The organism is Streptomyces sp. AC550_RSS872, assembly GCF_019049285.1.
Taxonomy (GTDB): domain Bacteria; phylum Actinomycetota; class Actinomycetes; order Streptomycetales; family Streptomycetaceae; genus Streptomyces.
Genome location: NZ_JAGMUL010000120.1, coordinates 22,374 through 46,972 on the forward strand (window position 1 = coordinate 22,374; position 24,599 = coordinate 46,972).

Genomic DNA, 24,599 nt, shown 5'->3' on the forward strand with positions numbered 1-24,599 from the left:
GGAAGGTCGCGCCCGTGCACCAGGAACCGGACGGCCACGACGAGCGTGCCATCGCTGTCGTCGGCGTCTCCTGCCGCCTGCCCGGCGGCATCAACGCCATGGACGACCTGTGGAAGGCCCTGAGGGAAGGGCGTGACCTGGTCACCGAGATGCCTGCCCACCGGTTCGCCGTGGACAGGTTCGTGAACACCGAGATGCCGCGCCCGGGCAAGAGCTACACGGCGGCAGGCGGCTTCCTGGACGACATCGCCGGCTTCGACGCCGCCTACTTCGGCATCTCCCCCAAGGAAGCCGCCCACATGGACCCGCAGCACCGGCTGCTGCTGGAGCTCTCGACAGAGGCGCTGGACGACGCCGGCATCGATCCGGACCGGCTGGCCGGCAGCGACACCGCCGTCTACGTCGGTATCTCCGACGCCAGCTACGCCGGTCTCCAGGTCGCAGACCCGCGGAGCATGAACGCCTACACGATGTCGGGCACAGCCTCCTCCATCGCGGCCAACAGGCTGTCGTACGCCTTCGACCTGCACGGTCCGAGCATGGCCGTGGACACCGCCTGCTCGTCCTCCCTCGTGGCCCTGGACCGGGCCTGCCACACCCTGTGGGAGGGCACCAGCCGCACCGCCTTGTGCGGGGGCGCCAACATCCTGCTCAGCCCGTTCCACTACGTCGGCTTCTGCCAGGCGTCGATGCTCTCCGTACGCGGCCGGTCCTCCCCTTTCTCCGCCGACGCCGACGGGTTCGTACGGTCCGAGGGCGGCGGCATGGTGGTGCTCAAGCGGCTGCCCGACGCGCTGGCCGACGGCGACCGGATCCACGGGGTCATCCTGGGCAGTGCCAGCAACTGCGACGGGCGGACGATGGGCCTGGCGCTGCCCAGCGCCGAGGCCCAGGAGGACCTGCTGCGCAGGGTGTACGCGCAGGCCGGCGTGCATCCCGACGAGTTGGTGTACTTCGAGGCCCATGGCACGGGCACCCCGGTGGGCGATCCTCTGGAGGCGCGGGCCATCGGCCAGGCGCTGGGCATGCGCCGGATCACGGGGCCGCTGCCGATCGGTTCGGTGAAGTCGAACGTGGGGCACCTGGAGCCCGCCTCGGGCATGGCGGGACTGTGCAAGGCGCTGCTCGTCCTGCGGCACCGGACGATCCCGGCCTCCCTGAACGCCGAAGAGCCCAACCCGGTCATCGACTTCACCGGACTCGGCATCGACCTCGTCACCGGCAACCGCGCTCTGACCGAAGCACCGCGCCCGGTCGTCGGCGTCAACTCCTTCGGCTTCGGAGGCGCGAACGCGCACGTCGTCCTCACCGGAGCGGCCGTCGAACCGCGGCCCAAGGCATGCCCCATGCCGCGGGAGGGGCTGCCGGTCCTGGTCAGCGCCCGCACGAAGACGGCGTTGGCGGAGTCCTCCGCCCGCATGGCCGAACGCCTGACCGCTGCCGACGCGGACGAGTTCTACGACATCGCCTACACCTCGTGCCTGCGCCGGGGCCGGCACGAGTACCGGGCCTGCGTCCTGGCACCGACGGCAGACGAGGCCGCACAGCGGCTCACCTCACTCGCCGAGTCCGGTGAGGGCGCGGCCGTGGAAGGGGTGCGCGGCGGGCGGGTGGCCCTCGTATTCTCCGGCAACGGATCGCAGTGGGCCGGAATGGGCGCGGACCTGATGGTCGACGACGCCGTCTTCCGGCAAGCGGTCGAGGACGTGGACTCCGAACTGGCCCCGCTGCTGGGCTGGTCGGTCGCCGAGTACCTGACGTCGCCGACCGAGGACTGGCGGCTTACGGCCACCGAGGTGGCTCAACCGCTGTTGTTCGCAGTGCAGTTGGCGCTGACCGAGACACTGCGCGACCAAGGCGTCGAACCGGCCATGGTACTCGGGCACAGCGTCGGGGAAGTGGCCGCGGCCTGCACCGCCGGTGCGTTGACCCTGACTCAGGCGGCCCAGGTGATCGCCGTGCGCAGCCAGGCGCAGGCGGCCACCGCGGGCACCGGGCGGATGGCCGCGATCGGACTGGGCCCCGACCGGGCGGCCGGCGTCCTCCAGGCGTACGAGGGACGCCTGGAGATCGCGGGCGTCAACAGTGCCAAGGACGTCACCGTGGCCGGAGACGCCGACGCGCTCAGCGCCCTCGGCGGGCAACTGGAGCGGGACGGCGTCTTCTTCCGCGAGCTGGACCTCGACTACGCCTTCCACAGCCGCACCATGGACCCGCAGCAGGCGACGGTCACGACCGCTCTGAAGGCCCTGCGGCCGGGCCCGGCCGAGGTCCCGTTCTACTCGACGGTCACCGGTTGCCGGATCGCCGGGACCGACCTGGACGGCGGGTACTGGTGGCGCAACGTGCGCGAACCGGTGGCGTTCGCCTCGGCCGTGGACGAGGCCCTGACCGACGGCGCGGACATCTTCCTGGAGATCGGCCCGCACCCGGTGCTGCGCACCTACCTGCGCCGCATCACTCAGGCACGCCCGCAGACAGCAAGCGCTGTCCTGCCGACACTGCGCCGTGACACGGGCGGCCCCGGCGCCCTGGCCACCGCCCGGGCAGCCGTCCTGGCCGCCGGGGCGCGCACCGACTGGACCCGCTACTTCTCCCACCCGGGCCGGGTGACCGAGCTGCCCGCCTACCCCTGGCAGCGGGACCGGCACTGGGCCGTGCCCGAGGAGCGGGTCGGCGGGCCGGTGGCGGAACACCCGCTGCTGGGCAGCCGGGTGCCCGCCCCCACCCCGCTGTGGTCGGGGCCCGTCGAGCCGGCCCGGGTGCCCTGGCTGGCCGATCACCGGGTCGCCGGCAGCGTCGTCATGCCCGCGACCGGCTACGCGGAGATGGCGCTCGCCGCCGGACACCTGCTGCGGGACGCGCCCGCCGAGGTCGAGCACCTCGACATCAGCAGCGCCCTGGTCGTGCCCTGGGCCGACGCCTCCGCCGTACAGGTGCAGGTGGCGCTGAACCCGGACGACGGCGTCCTGCTGATCTCCAGCACCGACGAGCACGGCGGCGAGCCCCGTCCGCACGCCCGCGCACGGGTACGCACCCTGCTGGCGTCGCGGCCCGGCCCGCTCGACCCGGACCGCTTGCGCGAGCGCTGCCCGCGGCGGATGACCGGCGAGGAGCACTACACGAAGTGCGAGGAGGCCGGACTCGGCTACGGCCCCGCCTTCCGCGTGCTGACGGAACTGCACGTGGGCGACAAGGACGTCCTGGCCCACTACACCCACGAGGCGCCCGGAGCCCCGTACACCGCGCACCCGGCCCTGCTCGACGGCGCCCTCCAGGCGGGCTCCCCGCTCCTCGCAGGCCTGATCGCGCAGGGCCACGCCTACCTGCCCGCGGCCATCGGCGCGGTGCGGGTGTGGGCCACGCCCGCACCGTCCGGCGTCATCGCCGTACGGGAACGCTCCCGCACCGACCACGAGGTCTGCTGGGACATCACTGTCGCCGACCCGGACGGCACCGTCACCGCCCAGCTCGACGGCTGCCGCCTGCGGCGCTTCGCCGGCTCCCGCGCCACCCCGCTGACCGTCCAGCACACGGTCCTGCGCGCCGCCCCGCACGACGACGAACCTTGCTCCGCGCCCTCGCCGGTGCGCCTTCCCGAGCAGGTGATCAACGCCTGCGGGCCGGCGATCACCGAGGCGCGTACCGCTTGGCGGGAGCTGCGCTACGGCAGCTCGGTCGCTCATGCCGTCGACCTGTACGCCGGTGAACTCGCCACGGCACTGGCCTCCCTGCTGCCCGATCCGTCGGCCACCTTCACCTGGGGCGAACTCGTCGAGCACGGCATGCAGAAGCGGCACCTGCGCCTGCTGAAACTGATGCAGCCGGCCATGGCGCGCCGTGGGCGGTTGCGCACCGGACCCGATGGGCGGCACCACCTGACAGTCGAGCCCGCGTGCCCGGAGATCGATCACGCCACATTCGCGGAGAACCATCCGCAGTACGCCGCCGAACTGGCCCTCGCCACCCACCATGCCGCCCACCTCACCGACGTCCTGCGCGGACTGCGCGACCCGATGGAACTGCTGACGGACGAGGCATCGGCGAAGCTGCTCGAACAGTTCTACGACATCGCACCGTTCTCCCACTTCCACAACCGCCTGGCCCAGGCGCTGCTGAGGGAGATCGTCCGCACCTGGCCGGCGGACCGGCCGCTCAGGATCCTCGAAGTCGGCGCCGGCACGGGCGGCCTCACCGCCGCCCTGCTGCCGTTGCTGCCCGCGGACCGGACCCGGTACTGCTTCACCGACGCCTCCCCGTTCTTCTTCTCCCGGGCCCGCAGCCGGTTCGCCGCCCACGACTTCGTCGAGTACCGCGCGTTCAACCTGGACACCGATCCCGCCGAACAGGGCCTGGTCCCCCGGTCGTTCGACCTCGTGGTCGCGGGAAACGCGCTGCACACCGGCAAGGATCTCGCCCTTGCCGTGCGGCACGTCGCGGGCCTGCTGGCACCGGGAGGCGCACTGCTGGCCATCGAGACACACCGGCCGGAGATCCTCGCCCCGTTCTTCGGCACGCTCGACAGCTTCTACAGCAACAACGACACCACCCTTCGCCCCCGCTCCCTGCTCCTGCCCCGCGAGGAATGGCCCGGCCTGCTTCAGGAGTGCGGCTTCGCACACGTCTCCCAGACCGGGGACGACGAGTCTCCGGCGCGCGAGGACGCGTCCGTGCTGCTGGCCACGGTTCCCACCGATCTCACCGATGAAGCGGACGACGACACCACACCGGCCGCTCCCGCCGCCCGCACGGACACCGTCTTCCTCGTGGCCTCGGAGACTCCGGACGAATTGCCGCTCGCAGCCGAGCTGACCGGCACCCTCACCGCGTGGGACGGGAAGGCGGCAGAGGCCACCCTCATGCCCGGTGCGACCGAGGAGTGGGACGCCCTCCTCGCGCGTGCCGACGAGGTCGCCCAGGGTGCCGCACCGGCCGTGGTGATGCTTCTCGGCGAACCGCAGGCGGACGATCCGGATGCGGTGGTGGCACGGGCCGCGGAGCGCGCGGAAGCCCTCCGGACCTGCGCGGCCGCGCTCGAACAGCGGCACGACGGCAGCAGCCGTACCGAGCTGTGGGTGGTGACTCGCCCCAGCGGCGCCGTCGAAACCGGCCTGGACGCCGAGCAGCCCGCCGACGCCGCGGTGTGGGCCATGGCGCGCTGCCTGGCCAACGAACAGCCCGACACACAAGCCCGGCGGCTGTCCCTGCACCGCTCCACCGACGTCGGGCACGACGCCCGTCGCCTGGCCCGGGAGCTGTGCGCACCCGAGGACGAGGACGAGATCGTGCTGGCCGCACAGGGCCGGTTCGTCCCCCGCGAGCAGCATCGTCCCGCAACCCGGCCGGCCACCCGCGGCCTGCCGTACACCGTGCAGGTCCGCAATCCCGGCCTGTCGTACGAACTGGCCTGGCAGGAGATGCCACGGCCCGAGCCCGGCCCCGGCGAGGTGCTCGTCGAGGTCAGGGCGACCGCCCTGAACTACCGCGACATCATGCAGAGTGTCGGCCTGCTGCCTGCGGAAGCCGTGGAGGGCACAGCGTGGGCGCCCGGGATCGAGTGCGCGGGCGTCGTCGTCGCCTGCGGCGACGGTGTGCCGCAGTTCAAGCCGGGCGACCGGGTCGCCGGCATGGCGCCCGCGTCCCTGGGCTCCTACACGGTGACCGTGCCCGAGGGCCTGTTCCCGCTGCCGGACGACATCACCTTCACCGAGGCGGCCACCATGCCCGTGGCCTACTCCACAGTCCTGTACAGCCTGGGCACCCTCGCCCGCCTCCAGCCCGGCGAGACCGTCCTCGTCCACGGCGCGGCGGGCGGGGTCGGCCTCGCCGCTTGGCGGTACGCGAACGCCCGCGGCGCCGAAGTCATCGCCACCGCGGGCAGTGACCTGAAGCGGAACTGCCTCAGGGCCCTGGGCCTGCGGCACGTCCTGGACTCGCGCTCCCTGGACTTCGCCGAACAGGTCCGCGCGATCACCGAGGACAGGGGCGTCGACGTCGTCCTCAACTCGCTGGCCGGCGAGGCCATCACACGCAGCCTGGAACTGCTGCGGCCCGGCGGCCGGTTCCTGGAACTCGGCAAACGGGACTTCTACGAGAACAAGCCGTTGCTGCTGAGGCCGTTCATCAACAACATCGCCTTCTTCGGAGTCGACCTCACCAAGGTCACCGCGGACCGGCACCGGCTCGCCGAACTCGTGGCACAGTTCGACGACCCGGCTCTGCGCGACGCCTGCCGGCCCCTGCCCCACACCGTCTTTCCCGCCGCACGCATCCAGGAGGCGTTCACCCTCCTCCAGCACTCCCGCCACATCGGCAAGGTCGTTGTCACCTTCGACCCGCTGGACGAACCGCCCCTGGTCGAACCCCTCACCCGCTCCCCGCGGCTCGACCCCTCCGGCACCTACCTCGTCACCGGCGGCACCGGCGGGTTCGGCGCGGCGACCGCCGAGTGGCTCGCCGACCTCGGTGCCCGGCGCATCGTCCTGGTCAGCCGGCGCGGCCCCGACGCACCGGAGGCCGACGCGGTCCTCACCGCCCTGCGCGACAGGGACGTCCAGGCCACCGCGTACGCGGCCGACGCCGCCGACCTCGCCGCCATGACCGAGCTCGTCGCCCGGATCGACGCCCAGGGCCATCCGCTGCGCGGGGTCGTGCACGCGGCCATGCACCTCGACGACGACGCGCTGGTGGACCTGGACAGGGACCGCCTGGCCGCCGTACTGCGTCCGAAGATCGGCGGCGCGGCCGTCCTGGACCGGCTCACGAGGGACCGGGACATCGACCTGTTCCTGATGTACTCCTCCGGCACCGCAATGATCGGCAACATCAAGCAGGCGCCCTACGCAGCCGGGAACCTCTACCTGGAGGCGCTGGTCCGCCGCCGTCGCCGAACGGGCCGGCCGGGGCTGGCGATCGCCTGGGGCGCGCTCGCCGACGCCGGATACGTGGCCCGCAACCAGCTGGCCGCCGCCCTGGCGAGCCTCGGCCTGGAGACGGTGGGCGTGCGCGAGGCATTCGACAAGGCCGAGTCGCTCCTTCAGTACGACGCCGAAGTGGCGGGCGTGATGCGCTGCGACTGGGCCCGCATGCGCAGTCTGCTGCCTCTGACTGCCGGCCCGCGCCTGGCCGGGCTGATCCCCGCCGGTGGTGCCACGCAGGACGGCAGGGAGGACCTGTTCCGCCGGCTCCGTCAGCTGCCGCCCGACGAGGCCCTGACCTTGCTCACCGAGAGCATCGCCGCGCTGATCGCCGAGGTACTGGAGATGGCCGTCACGGACATCGACGTGCACCGGCCGGTGGACTCTCTCGGCCTGGACTCGCTCATGGCGGCCGAACTGCTCGTCAAACTCCAGCAGGGCTTCGACATCGAGATCCCGCCCATGGAGTTGATGCGCAGCGCGCGCGGCACCATCGCGGAGCTGGCCCAGGCGGTCCACCTGCGCCTCGGCCTGGCCCACAGCGTGGAGCCCGCGGCGGCCCACCCGGCCCCACGAGCCGAACAGGCCGAGGAGGCCGAGGAAGCCGAAGAGGCAGTCGTGCTGCCCCGTCAGACGAGCCCCTCCTCGGGCAGGCCGACGGTGCCTCCCTCCGAGCTCCGGCTCCCCGTTGCCGCCCAGCGGAGCGACGAGGCCAGTCGGCCCTCTGCGCCCTGACGGACCCCATTGAGGCCGGTGGTATCAGGGGCGCTACAGCGCAGCCCCTGGTACCACGCGCGTGCCAATCTCATACAGGAGGGCAGGTTCGTCGTCGCTGAGATCCTTGCGCGTGTGAGGTCACCACGCACGCAGTCGGCCGCTGTCCGTCGTCGAGGGGCGCGGTAGCCAGTAGTACGACCGGCCTCACCACACCTCGTGCCCGCGCCGAACCGCCTCGGCAGCGAACACCTTCAGAATCAGTAGTGACCGGCGATGGAGCACTGGAGCAATCACCAGCCGCTCCTTCGTCCCTGAGCGCAGCCACGACAGGATGGAGGAAACCACGTGAGCCGAAGCGGGCCTTCTCGATGCGATTGCCCTGTGGTTCCAGGCCGTGTCGCTTCGCGTGGTCGACAACACGCCGCCATGGCGCGATCTCATCGTGCTCGGCGGCACGTTCACTGTAGGGCGTCGGACTACGCGATCAGCTTGTGTATCCTCGCCGCCCAACGCCTGTTGCTGTCGAAGGCCCGGCGGGCAGCGCCCGGGCATCGGCGCCTGTGAACGACGGGGCGTCGGGATGATGACCGTGCCGAAGGTGGAACCGGCCGGCATCGGTGACCTCTGCCTGCCCCGCTCTACCACCGGACCCGGCTGTCAGAAGTCCACGGTCGCGCAGAGCGTAAGCCGACCGCCAGTCACCCGGCGCCCAGGGAGCGGGATCTTCACCGGCGGCGACCTGTTCGAGAAGCGCGCGTTGCCGTTCATTCGGGGCATGCCACGGATGCACGGCCACCGGCCCATACCTCTCCGTCGCACCCGGTGCAGAGCCGAAAGAGTGGCTGCGGGTACCGGGAGTCCCCTGGGACTTTCTTGGGACTTCCGGCTGCATCAACGGACACGAGCGTGAAACAGCCGAAAGTCCATTCGCGCAGGTCAGAGACCCGCAGTCACCCATCCCGGCAGGTCACGGCGCCCACTGGTCTCGTCCGGGACATCTGACCAGCAGGAACCAGCAGCTCGGCACTGAGCGTCGTCTGCCCTCGGCGTCACATCGCTGTCGTGTAGGCGTGGGCGGTGCCGACGGAGATACCGAACCCGGCAGCAAGCCGGGCGAGGGTGTTGTGCTGGCGCAGGTACACCAGGCCGACCAGGGCACGCTGGCGCAGTGGGAGCCTGCAACGGCGCTCACCCTCACGGGTGACGATGAGCATGGTGACCCACTCGACCAGGGCGTGAGGCAGGTCAAGTGCGGCAGAATACGGAACCAACGCGGCTCCTGTGCCTGTGGGTTGAGACTTCGAACACCTCCCTCAACGGCACGGGAGCCTCCTGCGTTGCGCGAGGGCTCACTGACACCAAGTCGCTCCGACAATCAGCCGCCGACGCGGGCATGACGATCACCACACAAGTGGTGAAGACTGGATAGATGCGACCTCACGCCCCCGGCGGACTCCTGTTCGTAGCGCTCGGCCTCATCCTTGTCGCCGCCGGCTACGTCTGGAGGGGACGTGTCCTGCGCCCCCTCTCGGCGAAACGCGCCCAGGCGGCCGTGATCCGGGATCGTTCCAGAAACCTGCTGCGCTCTGCGGACATGGCAATCGCCGGAGCGCGTCGACGGGCCGCACACGGCGAACCGGTCATCGTCACGGTCGGAGACGTGACCAGGGTGGCGCGCCAGCACTACGGGTACCTCTTTGTGGAGCGCGAAGAAGCAGCTGCCGCCCTCCGCCAGCGCTATGAGGCTGCCGACTGCTGGGTGGACAGCATGACCGACGCTTTCAACTGACTGCCTCCCCGGCAAGTGCTTGACGCCAGAGGCGCCGGATCTGTCACCTGATAGGTGGTCACTCTGAAAATGATCACTGAGAGTCCGGTGTTTATACCTTGCTCGCGACCGCCATGTAGTTCTCGGCCTCCAGATCGAATGTGCTCAGTTCCATCTGGAGTCCGACCCGGCGCAACTCGACTTCGAGTTCCTCGTACCGGTAGGGCCAGCAGGACAGCACTTCCGAGCGGACAAGAACCAACCCGGTCGCATCAACTTGCGCGATCGCAATCTCGATGTGGTGCTCCTCCTCCCACTGCGGCGCAATCTCCCAGCGGTAGACCACAACAGCATCGCGACCGTTCCGGCGGACGAGTCGGTCACTGATCTCCAGCCGGGAACCTCTGGCCCTCACGATTTCCCACGTCCGGGAGGTGAGTACCAAGCGCCCGCCGGGGCGCAGAAGCCGTGACATCGACTCCAGAGCAGCACCCCTGCCTGTCGCGCCCGCGGCATGGTGAAGCGAGTTGCCAACACAGAACACCATGTCGAACGTGTTGTCCTGGAAATGGTCGGGCAACTCTTCCCAGTTCGCCCGTAGGGTACGGACGGATGCCCCGAACTCCTCAGACAACTCTGCAGTCCGACGAACCATCGCCTCGCTGGCGTCAGTTGCGACAACCTGCATGCCACGACCGGCGAGGCCAACCGCCAACTGTCCGGTTCCGCACGAACAGTCCAGGACGTGAGCGCTCGACGGCAGGAGATTGAGGACGTCGTCGAACGACGCAGCGAACTCGGCTGGAGGCAACTTTGCATCCGAGATGAGCCATTCGTACACCTCGGCAAGCACGTCATAACCCGTCACAACCACTACCTCCGTCGCGCGGCATACTCACGGCAGGACGTCAGTCCATCAGCGGAGCAAACCGAGCACCAATGATTTTCGCAAGGATGACTCTGACGGTGTTTGTGGATTTTCAGCTGTCCGTCTGAGTGGATGTCACCGGCTGGTTGGCTGGAAAATTGTTCGTGAGAAGTAGTGTCACTCGCGGCGTTGCGGCGGCAAGGGGAATGTGCTCAGTGCAGGAGCACCGCCGATGCCGCCTGGTCAGTCGAAGGTCGAGTTGTACGCCGCGCTACGGCGTGACGCTCGCGAGGGCATGTCGAACCGAGCGCTGGAGCGCAAGTACCGGGTGTTTGCTCACCCGGTTCGCGATGACCTCGTTGGCGTTCACGCTGGTGGAGGTACCGGCGCCGCCGCCCTGGATCACGTCGACCACGAACTGGTCGTGCAGCTTCCCGCCCCGGATCTCCCGGCAGGCCTCGACGACGGCGGCCTTCCTGGGCTCCAGCAGCCCCAGCTCCTCGTTGGCGAGGGCGGCAGCAAGGGGCGAGCGAGCCGACCCGCGAGGGCGGTGGGGACTTCCCACGATCACGTGGCGGAAGTCTGCGCGGTGTCACCGCCGTGGGTATCGGCTCAGAACGACTTCTCCTTCGCCTTGCGGTAGGCGCGGCCGAACGGCAGGAACCTGGCGGGCGGCAGGACCTCGGTCCCGCGGTCCCGATGCCGTCACCGGGGATGAACGAACGGAAGGCCATCGGCGTCGGTGGCTCCGGCGCACCCCTGGCCTCCGGGCCCGTCAAGTGGGTGCTCCCTGACGGGGCGACGCCGTTCATGTCCTGGGGACAGCGAGCCGCGATCCTGAAGCAGGCCAAGAACTCCACTGCTGCCGAGCTAACGTATTGCCTGAGCTGGGGTGTTACGACGCCACTGGACGCCGTCATACGGTCGCGGTACTCAGCCAAGCGCGATGGCGGTCCACGACACCGGTGGCAGTTCGACGGTGAGCACGCCGTCGGCGAGTTTCGCGGTCGTGTTCGCCGCCGGGGTCACGCGGTTCTGCTCCGTGAGTGTGTTCTTCGCGTACACGTCGGGGTCGGCGAGTGTGACCGCCTCGGTGACCTGCGACGAGCCGAGGTCTCGGACGTCGATCGTGATCTGCGCCGTCTCCGCCAGGTCGCGGTTGACGAGGAAGACCGCGGCCCGGTCCTCGTCCACGGTGGCGACGGCGTCGATCACGGATGCCTCGCCGTGGCGCGCCGCCTCGTACACCGGCGCCTCGATCACGGGCCGGATCACCGCACCGGAGGCGAGCCGGCTGGTGATCGAGAACGGGTAGAAGGTCGTCTGCCGCCAGGCCGGGCCGCCGGGCTCGGTCATGATCGGCGCGATCACGTTGACGAGTTGCGCGAGCGAGGCCGAGGTGACGCGGTCGCTGTGCTTGAGCAGCGTCATCAGCAGGTTGCCGACGACGACGGCGTCCGCCACCGAGTAGACGTCTTCCAGCTGCCGGGGGGCGTGCCGCCACTCGTCGTTGACCTCGTCGGACTCGTGGAACTCCTTCTGGTACCAGACGTTCCACTCGTCGAACGAGAGGTTGATCTTCTTCTTGGAGCGTTTCTTGTAGCCCACGTGGTCGGCGGTCGCGACGACGGTGTCGATGAAGTAGTCCATGTCGGTCGCCGAGGCGAGGAAGGAGCCGAGGTCGCCGTCGAGCTCCTGGTAGTAGGCGTGGCAGGAGACGTAGTCGACGTGGTCGTAGGTGTGCTCGAGCACCGTGCGCTCCCAGTCGCCGAAGGTCGGCATCCAGGAGCCGGAGGAGCCGCAGACCACGAGTTCGAGGTCCTTGTCGGCCATCTTCATCGCGCCGGCGGTACGGGCGGCGAGCTTGCCGTAGTCGTCGGCCGACAGGAAGCCGGTCTGCCACGGCCCGTCCATCTCGTTGCCGAGGCACCACATACGCACGTTGTGCGGCTCCGGCGTGCCGTTGGCGATACGCAGATCCGACAGCGCCGTACCGGAGGGATGGTTGGCGTACTCGAGCAGGTCCAGGGCGGGCTGGATGCCCCGCGTGCCGAGGTTCACCGCGAGCATCAGCTCGGAGTCGGTGAGCTTGAGCCAGCCGGCGAACTCGTCCAGGCCGACCTGGTTCGACTCCAGCGAGTGCCAGGCGAGGTCGCGGCGCACCGGGCGCTTGTCCCGCGGGCCGACCGAGTCCTCCCAGCGGAACCCGGAGACGAAGTTGCCACCCGGGTAGCGGATGGTCGTGCTGCCGAGCTCCCTGACGAGCGCGACGACGTCCATACGGAACCCTTCGTCGTTCGCGCTCGGGTGTTCCGGCTCGTAGAGCCCGGTGTACACGCAGCGGCCGAGGTGTTCGACGAACGAGCCGAAGGTGCGGCGTCGGACAGGAGCGATGACGGCCTGCTTGTCGAGAATGATGTTGGCCCGGGGCAATTCAGGGGTCCTTTGCAGTTCAGGGCGGAAGTGGGGCAGCGAACGCGTTACTTGACGGCGCCTGCGGTCAGGCCCTTGCGCCAGTACCGCTGGAGGCTGACGAAGGCGACGAGCAGGGGGATCAGTGACAGGAACGCACCGGTGATCGGCAGCAACGGCGGCACTCCGCTGGCGAACTGCGCGCGCCACTGCACCAGGCCCACCGTGACGGGCTGCAGTGAGGGGGTGTTGAGCATGAGCGAGGGCAGCAGGTAGTTGTTCCAGATGCCGACGAACTGGAACAGGAAGACGGTCACCAGTGCCGGGGACATCAGCGGCAGGGCGATCCGGAAGAAGGTGCGCTGTTCGCCTGCTCCGTCGATCCGTGCGGCCTCAAGGAGTTCGTCCGGGACGGACGCCGCGGCGAAGATCCGGCACAGGTAGACGCCGAACGGGCTGACACAGCTGGGCAGCAGCACCGACCAGTAGGAGTTGGTGATGTCGAGCTTGGCCATGAGCAGGAACAACGGCAGGGCGAACATCGGCGCCGGGATGAGAACCGAGGCGAGGACGACGTTGAACACGCTTTCCCGGCCGCGGAAGCTGAACTTGGACAGCGCGTAGCCGGCCATCGCGGACAGCAGGGTGCCGACGGTGGCGCCGACGAAACTGTACAGCGCGCTGTTGGCGAGCCAGGTGGAGAAGATGCCGCCCTCGAAGCTGAACACGTCTCTGATGTTGGTGACCAGGTCGAAGTGGGAGAACCACAGCGGCGTACCGGTATAGAGGTAGCCCGAGGCTTTGGTCGCGGAGACGAACAGCCACCAGAGCGGGATCAGCGTGTACAGGGCCATCAGGCCCAGCATGCCGTTGACGACGACCTTGCTCGCGATGTCGGTGCCGCGGCGGGCCGGTCGGGTCGGGCGGTCGGCCGAAATCACGCTCATGCCATCGCTCCCTTGCGCTGGTTGTACTTGAGAAAGCCGAACGAGAGCACGAGGGTGATCAGCGCGAGCACGACGGACTGGGCGGCGGCCAGGTTCTGGCCGCCCACGTCCATGCCCAGGGTCGCGTTCATGATCGGGGAGAACTTCGGGTCGATGCCCGGGATGCGCGCGCTGACCAGCACCGCCGGCTCGGTGTACAGCTGCGCCGTCCCGATGATGGAGAAGATCGTGGTCAGCACCAGCGCGGGACGTACCAGCGGGATCTTCACCGCCCACGCCAGGCGCCATCCGGTGCAGCCGTCGAGCGCGGCGGCCTCCATCACCTCCGCCGGGATCGTCTGCAGCGCGGAGTAGATGATCAGCATGTTGTAGCCGGTCCAGCCCCACGTGATCATGTTCCCGATCGAGAACGGGACCCACGACGGCGACAGGAAGTCGACGTCGATCCCGAGGTGGGACAGCGGTCCGGTGAACGGCGAGAGGTCTTTTGCCAGGAGGAAGGACCACATCAACGCGGCGATCGCACCCGGCAGCGCGTAGGGCAGGAAGAACGTGAGCCGGTAGGCCTTCCGCAGCCGGGCCGAGCGGGAGTCCAGCAGGAGCGCGAGCAGGAGGGCCAGGCCGAGCATGACCGGGACCTGGACGCAGCCCAGCAGCACGACCCGGACGATCGACGCGGTGAAGTCGTGGTCGCTGAAGGCGGCGGCGTAGTTGGACAGTCCCGCGAACTCGGTGGACTGCGCACCGCCGAACAGCCCGGCGCGGCGGACGGTGAAGAAGCTCTGGTAGATCGCGTAACAGATCGGCGCGACCATCATGGTCAGGAAGAGCACCGCGAACGGCGCCAGGAAAGCCGACGCGGTCAACGCGGTACGGCGGCCGGTGCGCCGAGGCCGGCCGGAGGCGGAGACCCGGGGGGTGCCCGCGGGCACCGGCCGCGGCGGTGACGCGGCCCGGGTGCTGCTGGGACTGCTCATGGAAACCTCGCTGGGCGGTTCGTCGTCAGGGAGCGGGTCCCCGCGGCGCCGGGTACGGGCGGCCGCGGGAACCCTTCGGGGCGGCTGGAGTTCCACGGCCTCAGCCGTTGGTCACCGACAGTCCGAGCTTCTTGATCGCGGCGACCGTCGAGGCCTGGACCTTGGTGACCGCGTCCGGCAGGGTGCCCTTGCCCATGGCGCCGGTGAGCTCCGTCTGGACCTGCTGATAGGTCGGGCCGTTGGTCCAGGTGCTGGGCACCTGCGCGGCGGAGGCCTTGTAGACGTCGCCGACCTTCTGGCCGCCGAAGTACGGGTCGCCTGCCTTCAGCGCCGGGTCGTCCTGTCCGGCCTTCGACGCCGGGTACAGCCCGCTTTCGATGCCCGTCTTCACGGCCTGCGGGTCGCTGGACAGGAACGCGGCGAACTGCGCGGCTTCGCGGGGCGACTTGCACCCGGTCATCACCGAAGTGGCCGAGCCGCCGTTGCTGGAGCTCTTGCCGTCGCCGGCCTCCCAGGTCGGCATCGGGGCGACCGCCCACTTGCCGGACAGGTCCTTCAGGTCGGACTTCAGGCCGCCCGCGGCCCAGGACGCATTGACGAACGTCAGCACCTTGCCGGCTGTGGCGGCCTTGTTGAACTTCGGGTCCCAGGCGTTGCCGGTCTTCGACACCAGACCCTTGTCCGTCAGGTCCTGCCAGAATTCGGCGACCTTGCGGGTGCCGGGGTTGTCGACGCTGACGGTCCAGCTGTCTCCCTGGACCGAGTACCAGGACTGGCCGGTCTGCAGGCTGTAGGCCGCCAGATCGTTGCCCTCGCTGGGCGCGTTGCCGAACTTCACGCTCGGATCGGCGGCGGCGACCTTCTCGGCGTCGGCCTTGTACTCGGCCCAGGTGGCCGGCGGCTTGGTGATGCCGTACTTGGCGAACAGGTCCTTGCGGTAGAAGAGGACCATCGGGCCGACGTCCACCGGGACTCCGTAGGTCTTGCCGCCGATGCTGGAGGCGGAGACCGCCGACGGGACGTACTTGGCCATGTCGGCGCTCGCGTACTTCGTGATGTCCATGACCGTGTTCTTCACGAGCATGGACGGGATGGCCTGGTACTCGATCTGGGCCAGGCACGGGCCCTCGCCGGCGGTGATCGCGTTGCTGATCTGGGTGTAGCCGCCCGTGCCGCCCGACGGGATCTTCTTGTAGGTGACCTTGGCGTTCGGGTGGGAGGCGTTCCACTGGTCGACGATCTTCTCGTAGCCGGCCCAGCCCCAGAACTCCATCTTCACCGGCCCGGCCTGGCTCGTCTCGGAGTCGTCGGAGGTGCTCTCGGTGCTGCTGCACGCGCCGAGGCCGGCCACGAGGAGCGCCGCGGTGGTGATCGTCAGGAGTCTGCGGGTGCGTATGGTGGTGCTGTTCATGTGAGGAACCTTCTGTGACAGAGGCGGACTTGCTGGATGGCCGGTGGGCGGGCGGGCAAGGCCCGTCTACCGGCTGGTGCTGAACTCCACGCCGAACGCCGTGGTGACCGCGGCCAGGACGTGCGGTGCCGACGGGCCCGGGCCGCAGGCCGTGCTGCCCAAGCCGTGGTGGGCGTGATCAAGGTGCAGGTGGAGTCTGCCGTCGCGGACCAGGTCGTGCTGGTGGGCCGCGGCGGCCAGGGCTTCGGTGCTCCAGGGACGAACGGTCAGGTCGATGACCGGGGCGCCGGTGATGAGCAGGGTGCCGTCCGGGGTGGTGATCCCGGCGCGGCGGACTTGGTGGCGGTTGCCGTTCTCCTGCGGGCGCACCTGAGGGATCTGCATCGCGGAGACGGTCGACCGGTGGCGGCCGACGCGAGCCGCGGTGCGGGAGTCGCGGTACGCCTCACCGGGACCGGGACCGAACCACTCGACGTCGGCGTCGGTGCCGGGCAGCGACATCGCGACGCCCAGTCGGGGCAGCGGCATCGGCCACGGGCCGTCGGGGGTGACGACGGTTTCCAGCCGGAGCCGGGCCTGGTCCACATGCGGTGTGTCGCAGGCCGTCCAGTGGTAGACCACGCCGAGGCCGGACGAAGACCCCGCGGCGGCGAGGCGGGCGATGACCGTGAGTCCCGACGCGTCGGGCTCGACACTCAGGACGTCGTGGCGCATCCGGTGCAGTCCGGCGGCGAACCAGGCGTCGGCCTGCGGCTCGCCGAAGGCGCTGAGCAGGTCGTTGTCGACCGGAGCCCGCCAGATGTCCAGTCGCGGACCGTCGAGCTCCAGGTCGCCGAGCCGAATCAGCGCCCCGCTGCGGGCGTCGAACCGCGCGGGACCCAGTGCGATGTACCCGTCGTGGGCGATCGCCGGGGCCGGCGTGAACGGGACGGGCGCGGCGGCCGGAGCCACGACCAGCCCCTGGGCCCAGGCGATCTCGTGGCCGGCCTCGGCCCAGGTCTCGTCGGCGGCGAGCACCGCGGTCACGGTCAGCCACACCTCGTGGCCGGAGTCGTTCTTGCGCGCCGCATCGAGCGCGGCGGTGACGTCGGCCGGCCAGGCGACGGTGGTCGTCGTACCCGGAGCGGTCGCGAGCACGGTGAGGCCGCCGGAGCCCGTCGGCTCGCCGCCGTCCTCGACGGTCCACCGGAAGTCCAGGTAGCCGCTGTCGCGGACGTGGTGCAGGTTGTGCACGTCGATCTGCCGAGTCGCCGGGTCGATGCGGATCCGGACCGGTTCGACGACCTTCTTGTACTCGACCAGGCCCGGCGACGGCGTGCGGTCGGGGAAGAGCAGCCCGTCGGCGACGAAATTGCCGTCGTGGACCTCCTCGCCGAAGTCGCCGCCGTAGGCGTAGAACGAGTGGGGGGCGTCCTGTTCGGTGCGCCGGAGGATCCCGTGGTCGATCCACTCCCAGATGAATCCACCGGCCAGGCGCGGATGTGCCTCGATGACCTGCTGGTACTCGGACAGCCCGCCGGGGCCGGTGCCCATGGCGTGTCCGTACTCGCACAGCACGGCCGGCAGGGCGCGGCGGTGCGCGTCGTCGGCCGGATCAGCCGCCGGTGCCTCCTGGCCGCGTCCCACGGCGGCCAGCTCGTCCACACCGATGTACATGCGCGAGTACAGGTCGACGTACGCGCAGCTCGCCCAGTCGCCCTCGTAGTGGATCAGGCGGCTGTCGTCGCGCTGCCGGATCCATGCGGCCGCGGCGGCCAGGTTGGCTCCGGTGCCGGATTCGTTCCCCAGCGACCAGACGATGACGGAGGGGTGGTTCTTGTCGCGTTCCACCAGCCGCGCGGCCCGCTCCAGGTACGCCTCGCGCCACGCGGGGTCGTCGCTGGGGTTGCGCCGCCAGCCGCCGGGTTCGAAGCCGTGCGTCTCGAGGTCGCCCTCGCAGAACACCCACAGGCCGTGCTCGTCGCACAGGTCCAGGAAACGGTGGTCGGGTGGGTAGTGGCTGGTGCGCACCGCGTTGATGTTGTGCTGCTTCATGAGCAGCACGTCGGCCAGCATGGTGTCCTCGGTCAGGGTCCGCCCCGTCAGCGGATGCCATTCGTGGCGGTTGACGCCCCGCAGGGAGATCGGCCTGCCGTTCGCGGTCAGGACGCCGTCCACGACGGCCACGGTGCGGAAGCCGATGCGCAGCGGTATCCGCTCCCCGGCTTCGGAGATGAGTTCCCCCGCATAGAGGCGCGGCTGCTCGTCCGACCAGGGCTCGACGCCGTCGATCACGTGCGGGCCGGCCGGATCGGCGGCGGATATGCCGAGCTCGGGCACCGACAGGGACACCCGGGTGGGGGCGGTGACGTCGACGGCCAGGGTGCCCTGCCCGGTGGTGTGGTCGTAGGCGGCGTGGACGAAGAAGTCTTCGACAACGCGGGCGGACACGGACACCGACCGGAAGATCCCGGACAGCCACCACATGTCCTGGTCTTCCAGGTAGCTGCCGGACGACCACTGGTGCACGCGCACCGCGAGTACGTTCCGGCCGGGCCGCAGAGCAGCGGAGACGTCGAACTCGGTGGTCAGCCGGCTGCCCTTGCCGTCGCCGAGCCGGATCCCGTTGAGCCACACCGCGAACGCGGAGTCGACGCCCTCGAACCGGAGCACCGCGGCCGATGCCGTGAACCCGTCCGGTACGTCGAACTCGCGGCGGTACTCGCCGGTCGGGTTCTCCCGGGGCACCCGCGGCGGGTCGACCGGGAACGGGTACAGGATGTTGGTGTAGGCGGGGGCACCGTAGCGCGGCTCGCCGGGCAGGCCGGTCATCTGCCAGCAGGACGGTACGGCGAGCAGGTCCCAGGCGGTGTCGTCGAAGTCCGGCGCGGCGAAGTCCCCGGTGAGGTCGTCCAGCCCTGACGCCAGCCGGAATCTCCAGTCGCCGTCGAGCGCGATCGTGGGCAGGTCGGAAGCGAACGCGGCGCGCGGCCGCAGCCGTCCGGTGCCCGGCGACCGGTCTTCGACGTAGGCGTTGGGGTCGAGGTCTCTCATCAGTGGAGGTGCTTTCTGTCGCAACTCGTGGCAGTGGCGGGAAGCCGGTCCGGCAGGACCGTCCCGGCCACTCATGGGGGTGACGTGCAGGTCGAGCGGTGCCCGGTGCTATCCGATCGCCCGGGGCGGGGCGCTGCTGTCCCTGATGGTCAGGGTCGGGCGCAGTAGCGTGAAGACGTTGGTCGGCGGCCGGCCGGAGTCGACGGCGCGCAGCAGCAGCTCGACAGCCTGCTGGGCCATCTCCCGCTTCGGGACGGTGACCGTGGTCAGCGCCGGCTGGATCTGTCCGACCTGGGCGATGTCGTCGAAGCCGACGATGCTGACGTCGCCGGGGACCTGCCGCCCGGACCGGACCACCGCCTCGACGGCACCGACGGCCAGGATGTCGTGGGTGGCGAAGATCGCCGTCACATCCGGATCGGCCTCCAGCGCCGCACGGCCCGCGTCGAACCCGCCGACGACGTCGTCCCTGGTACAGGCGAACACCTTGTGGTCGTCGATGGCCAGACCGTCGTCGGCGAACGCCCGGCGCAACCCGGCCACGCGCGGCGTGTGCGCGGGGAGATCGGCGATCACCGCGACGTTCCGGTGGCCGAGATCCCTCAGGTAGCGCCCGGCCAGGTACCCGGCGTGTTCGTAGTCGATGGACACCACCGGCAGCGTGGTCGGCGGGTCTCCCTCCCAGGCGAACAGCGCGACCGGGAAGGCGGCCTCGACGAGCATCGGGATCTGCTGTGCGACGCCGTTGTCGCAGGCGACCAGCAGTGCGTCCACCGAGCGCGCGGCGAGGTTCTCCAGGTGGGCCCGGGTGTAGTCGGGATCGTCGCGCGTCGTGGCGAGCAGCAGGTTGTATCCGCGGCCGACCAGGAGGTTCTCCACCTCCTCGACCACCTCCGAATAGAACGGGTTGGCCACCGACGGCACGAACAGCCCCACCGTCGACGTGCTGCCGGTGCGCAGCGAGCGCGCCACCAGGTTCGGCTTGTAGCCGAGGTCGGCGATCGCCTTGTTCACCTTCGCCAGCGTCTCCGGCCGTACCTTCTTGCCCGAAACCACGTTGGAGACGGTCTGCTTGGTGACTCCCGCTCTCGCGGCCACATCCGCCATTGTCACCACGTAGGCACCCCGAAACTTTTATCGATCCACGAAAGTGGCGTCAGCGTAGGGCGGCTGTCGCAGGAGGGCAAGACTTCGCCCCGTGGCCGTGATGCAGCCGTTACGGAGCACGGTGACGGCGTCATGAGCAGCTCATGACTGTTTCCGCGACTTGGCGTGCACGGAGCATTGACGGTTCCGGAAATGCGGCAGTAACGTCCCCGCCACGTCGATCTCATGGATCGGTCAATGTGGTGGGTGTCCCCCTGGCCCGCCGCGCGCAGCAACACTCGATGTCACCTCACGCTCCCGCGCCAGGTGCGTCGGGCTGGTCCTCTCGGCCGCGACGGCCCCCCAACGGCTGCGGTCCGGCCGCGGCATCGCGAATGCTCCGTGCCGTCTCCAGCAGGCGGCGAGCGCCTGAACAGACCTGCAAAGGTCTCGTCCTGAGGAGAGACAGGCATGATCAGACCGGCCGGCGGCGACGCCGACCCGAACCCCGTCCAGGCGCGACGCAGAACGCGCGTGAAGCGCTTCATCGCGGCCGCTGCCGGCGCCACCATCGCGGTGGCAAGCCTCATGCTCACCGGCACCGGTCCCGCACACGCCGCCACCACCGTCCACACGTACGCACCGACGGGAGTGGGCGGCGGTACGACCACGTCCCCGGACCAGGTGTCCACCAAGTACCAGGTGCAGGTCGCCGGAACGCCTGTCCAGGCTGTGCGGTACACCGCGAACCGCAACAACTTCGACGTCGCGCGCTTCGCGTCGGACTCCCGGACACCGACGATCACGGTCACGCTGCCCAGCACCACGATTGACACGGTGCACGTCTACCCTGAGCGCTACTACCCGCCCGGCAGCGTCTCGGTGAGCGCGGACAAGCACACCCTGACGTTCCAGATGTCGGCCGACGCCGGGTTGAACCAGGCGATCGTAATGGTCAACGGCGACTCGACCAGCGTGACGGGACAGCCCTACCTGGCAGTCATCAACGACCCTCTGGAAGACCCGGCGCAGCGTCCGAACACCACGAGCGCACCGGACGGTTCCGGCGTCAACCTGCAGACCGGTGTCCTCAACTTCCAGGAGTTCGCCGCGAAGTACCTCGCGGCGCACCCGAACAGCACGGCTCAGAAGGCTCCCGCCGCGACGACGAGCTCCATGGCCGGCAAGACCGTCAACGGCACCGCCATCCCCGCCGGTCAGAAGACCTCGGCCGGGACCCTGGTGAGCGCGAGCACCGTCAACGTGCGGTACCCGAATGTGCGGACGATGGCCGCGGGCGACGTCACGTACGCCCTGAAGGCCGCCATCGACACCATCAAGGCCAACCCCACGGCGCTCAACACGCTCTACTTCCCGAACGGCACGTACATGTCGTCCGGTCTCCTGGTCAACGGTGTGGACGGCAGCAAGCTCAAGGGCGGCAAGCTGAAGATCTACACCAGCGAAGGGGCCCTGCTGAAGAACCGCATCCAGGGGTACATGGAGGCGTTCGAGCCGGCGGTCGGGATCATCAACTCGAGCAACATCGAGATCGACGGTCGCGGAGTCTTCGACGGCAACGGCGTGGCGAACTACAACGCCCGCAGCGTCGGTGACTCGCACGACGCCTACCGCAGCCAGCACCAGGGCGGCGTCATGGTCATGCACTCGTCGGACATCACGTTCGACGACACCTACGTGCGCGACTCGAAGCAGTGGAACTACGAGACCCACAGCGCCAAGAGGGTGACGTTCAACAACATCAAGGCCCTCACCCCGTACCCCCAGCCGTGGATCGACGGGATCGACTTCGCGAGCGGCCAGGACATCACCGCCAACGGCGTCTTCACCCTCGGCAACGACGACGCGTTCGCCTCCGGCCACTACAACCCCAGCGACGGGTTCACCCCGATGGCCGCCGGCGTGTGGGGCAACTTCCAGCTCGGCACCTCCACCCCCGACGTCCAGGGCTATGCCAACGCGGTGGGCGCCCACGACGCCGTCGCCGACGAGCTCGGGTTCGACAACTACCACTGGGACAACGCGGAGTCGAAGAACATCTCGGTCAGCAACACGCTGAGCTGGTCCGCCGGTGCCGGTAACTCGATCCGCATCGGATGGAGTTCGTGGGGATACAAGCTCAACAACTACACGTTCGACAACTTCAACTCCATCTCGCAGGGGGCCGGCGGCATCTTCACGCAGAACAGCCCCAAGCCGTACCCGCGTATCTCGAGCATCGTGATCAAGAACAGCTCGTTCGACACCTCCCGGTACGGGTCGGGACCGATCAGGCTCAACGGCGGCAACGGTTCCATCCAGACCATCACCGCCGAGGACCAGGCGACCTACGGGTTCGCCCCCAACCCCGACGGGTCGGGCACCACGTACACGTACACCAAGACCCCGATCAGCACCTTCAAACTCGACAACGTGTGGTTCTCGCAGCAGAAGGCGAACAGCAGCCCGTTGAACGGCGCCACGAACGTGACGCTGAACAACCTCCGCGTCGGCGGCGAGCTCGTCCGGTACACCAGCCAGTTCCCGCTGGCGACGAGCGGGATCAACACGCTGACCACCACCTACACGGACGCGAACGGCCAGACCCAGAACGTCAAGGCCGGCGCGCTCGCCGACGGCGACACCTGGGTGGGTGCGTGGTCGGGCGACCAGACCAGGAACAACTCCTCGATCCCGACCCTCATCACCCGCAACAGCGGCGTCGGCCTGATGGGCGAGCAGTACACCACAGGATCCGGCGACGGAAAGCTCACCTACATCCAGTTCCCCCTCAACAGCCTCACCAAGTCACCGACTCAGGCGACCCTCCGGCTCACCTACGTCGGCCACCGCTATTCGTCGGTCCCCTCGACCGACACCGACCAACTGCTCGTACAACCCGTCAGCGCCACCACATGCACCGGCGGCGGCACCTCCTGCCCGGTCGACACCATGACCTGGCAGAACCGGCCGAGCTTCACCGCCACCAACTCCTCCGTCGCGAAGTCGGCCGCCTTCAGCCTCGGTTCGACCATCGTCCCCGAGGGCGGCGGGACCCATCAGGGCAACGCCATCGACGGCCGCGGCATAACCGTCGACATCACGTCCTTCGTCCAGAACGCCTATGCGGCCAAGCAGCCCACGCTTCTGCTCGCCGTGGGCAACGCGGGGGGCACCAACCACGAGCTGCGCTTCGTCAGCTCGGAAGGCGCCACCGGCTCCGGGAAGCTCACCAACGCGACCGCCGAGATGGCGCCCGCGATCACCGTGACTCCGTAGACGCCGGAGACCGGCCCGCCCCTTGAGGGGCGGGCCGGTCTCGACCGTCCGTCTCCCCCGTCTACCGCTGACAGGACCGGATCGGCTCCGACGGAGGACAGCGTCCGGGGACGACGGAGGACTCCGAGCAGATCAAGGCGATGGTAGTTCATCGACGAGCACCGGGGCCGCTTCGGCGATCGGTGCTGGTCGATGAACTCAAGGAGCTGCTCCAGGAGGTAGACCGGTCCATCTGCCTTGTATACGCGGCGAGAAAGATCTGGAGGGAGCTCAACCGCCGGGCCACCGAGTGGTCCGCTGCACCGTCGAACGCCTGGTGCACGAGATCGACACCGTCGGCGCCGGCGCGAAGTCGATCGCCACCATCCTGGAGACGACCGCACCCGGGTAGACGCGGCCGCCTTCATTCACGTCGCCGCCTGGGTGGGCGACGTCTTTGTCGTTCGTCTTGGACACCTGGGGCGGCTACCGCGGTGACCGGCTCGGCCTGTACACCTACAACCCCAACGGCACCGGCCACGTCAACGTCGACTCGGTGCAGTACACCATCGCACCCACCAGGGCCACACATGCGTCAGCGTGCGCAGCGGCAAGGTCGTTGACGTCTTCCGCGCGTCGAACGCGGACGGTGCTGCCGTGGTCCAGTGGCCCGACAACGGCAAACCGAACCAGCAGTGGGCCTTCCAGTCCACCGGGGACGGCTACCACACCGTCACCTGCGTCGGCAGCGGCAAGGTGCTCGACGTGGAGGGGTCCTCGACGGCGGACGGCGCGGCGGTCGTGCAGGCGACCGCAGACGGCCGGACGAGCCAGCAGTGGCAGCTGCGCCCGCAGACCGGGGACGAGTTCATCCTGGTCAACCGCAACAGCGGCAAGGTGCTCGATGTCAAGGCAGGCAGCACCGCCGAGGGCGCCGCGCTGATCCAGTACCGCGACGTCGGCAACTCCAACCATGGCGGCCGCCGCCGGACCGGGATTCCGTGGGAGTACCTGCCGCACGACTTCCCGCCCTTCAAGACTGTCTACGACTACTACGCGAAGTCGGAAGCCGACGGCACGACCCAGCAGGTCCACGACCTGTTACGCGACAAGACCCGTCGCGCGCAGGGCCGCAGTGCGGAGCCCACCGCGGCCGTGATCGACGCGCAAAGTGTCAAGACCTCGGCGAACGTGGCCGAGAGCAG

General features: G+C 69.3%; 11 protein-coding genes and 2 pseudogenes. 4 read left to right on the plus strand and 9 right to left on the minus strand.

The window, feature by feature from the left end; genetic code table 11:
* Positions 1 to 14 precede the first annotated feature (14 nt).
* Complete coding sequence (locus tag KUM44_RS33125; protein WP_308402782.1) at positions 15 to 7,652, plus strand: SDR family NAD(P)-dependent oxidoreductase; 7,638 nt, start codon at positions 15 to 17, stop codon at positions 7,650 to 7,652.
* A 1,034-nt stretch (positions 7,653 to 8,686) separates the two neighbouring features.
* Here the strand turns inward: KUM44_RS33125 and KUM44_RS33130 are convergent.
* A pseudogene (locus KUM44_RS33130) lies at positions 8,687 to 8,905 on the minus strand (transposase family protein); the annotation flags it as partial.
* Between the two features lie 158 nt (positions 8,906 to 9,063).
* On the opposite strand from KUM44_RS33130, the gene KUM44_RS33135 reads away from it, so the two are divergent.
* The gene (locus KUM44_RS33135; RefSeq protein ID WP_254390480.1) at positions 9,064 to 9,423 is read left to right on the plus strand and encodes a hypothetical protein; all 360 of its coding nucleotides are present in this window, start codon (positions 9,064 to 9,066) and stop codon (positions 9,421 to 9,423) included.
* A 91-nt stretch (positions 9,424 to 9,514) separates the two neighbouring features.
* Here KUM44_RS33135 and KUM44_RS33140 read toward each other — a convergent pair whose 3' ends face one another.
* The 8 genes and pseudogenes from KUM44_RS33140 to KUM44_RS33175 form a co-directional block, all read right to left on the minus strand.
* Positions 9,515 to 10,270: a class I SAM-dependent methyltransferase gene (locus KUM44_RS33140; protein ID WP_217213452.1), complete on the minus strand. Its 756-nt coding sequence runs from the start codon at positions 10,268 to 10,270 to the stop codon at positions 9,515 to 9,517.
* A gap of 340 nt (positions 10,271 to 10,610) precedes the next feature.
* Positions 10,611 to 10,796: pseudogene (locus tag KUM44_RS33145) on the minus strand (lyase family protein); the annotation flags it as partial.
* Positions 10,797 to 11,203: 407 nt separating this feature from the next.
* Positions 11,204 to 12,703: an alpha-N-arabinofuranosidase gene (locus tag KUM44_RS33150; RefSeq protein ID WP_217213453.1), complete on the minus strand. Its 1,500-nt coding sequence runs from the start codon at positions 12,701 to 12,703 to the stop codon at positions 11,204 to 11,206.
* A gap of 47 nt (positions 12,704 to 12,750) precedes the next feature.
* Positions 12,751 to 13,629 (minus strand): carbohydrate ABC transporter permease, encoded by an 879-nt coding sequence (locus KUM44_RS33155; protein WP_217213454.1) that lies wholly within the window; start codon positions 13,627 to 13,629, stop codon positions 12,751 to 12,753.
* A complete protein-coding gene (locus tag KUM44_RS33160; protein WP_217213455.1) occupies positions 13,626 to 14,606 on the minus strand; it encodes a carbohydrate ABC transporter permease in 981 nt (326 codons plus the stop codon). The genes KUM44_RS33155 and KUM44_RS33160 overlap by 4 nt, the downstream gene beginning before the upstream one ends.
* Positions 14,607 to 14,706: 100 nt before the next feature.
* Positions 14,707 to 16,017: an ABC transporter substrate-binding protein gene (locus KUM44_RS33165; RefSeq protein ID WP_217213456.1), complete on the minus strand. Its 1,311-nt coding sequence runs from the start codon at positions 16,015 to 16,017 to the stop codon at positions 14,707 to 14,709.
* Between the two features lie 66 nt (positions 16,018 to 16,083).
* Positions 16,084 to 19,050, minus strand: coding sequence for a glycoside hydrolase family 2 TIM barrel-domain containing protein (locus tag KUM44_RS33170; RefSeq protein WP_217213457.1), 2,967 nt, complete (start codon positions 19,048 to 19,050; stop codon positions 16,084 to 16,086).
* Between the two features lie 108 nt (positions 19,051 to 19,158).
* Positions 19,159 to 20,157 (minus strand): LacI family DNA-binding transcriptional regulator, encoded by a 999-nt coding sequence (locus KUM44_RS33175; protein WP_254390481.1) that lies wholly within the window; start codon positions 20,155 to 20,157, stop codon positions 19,159 to 19,161.
* Positions 20,158 to 20,607: 450 nt separating this feature from the next.
* On the opposite strand from KUM44_RS33175, the gene KUM44_RS33180 reads away from it, so the two are divergent.
* Positions 20,608 to 23,415: a DNRLRE domain-containing protein gene (locus tag KUM44_RS33180; protein ID WP_217213459.1), complete on the plus strand. Its 2,808-nt coding sequence runs from the start codon at positions 20,608 to 20,610 to the stop codon at positions 23,413 to 23,415.
* A gap of 579 nt (positions 23,416 to 23,994) precedes the next feature.
* The coding region (locus tag KUM44_RS47350) for an RICIN domain-containing protein (protein WP_308402783.1) at positions 23,995 to 24,599 on the plus strand (605 nt) is incomplete at its 3' end.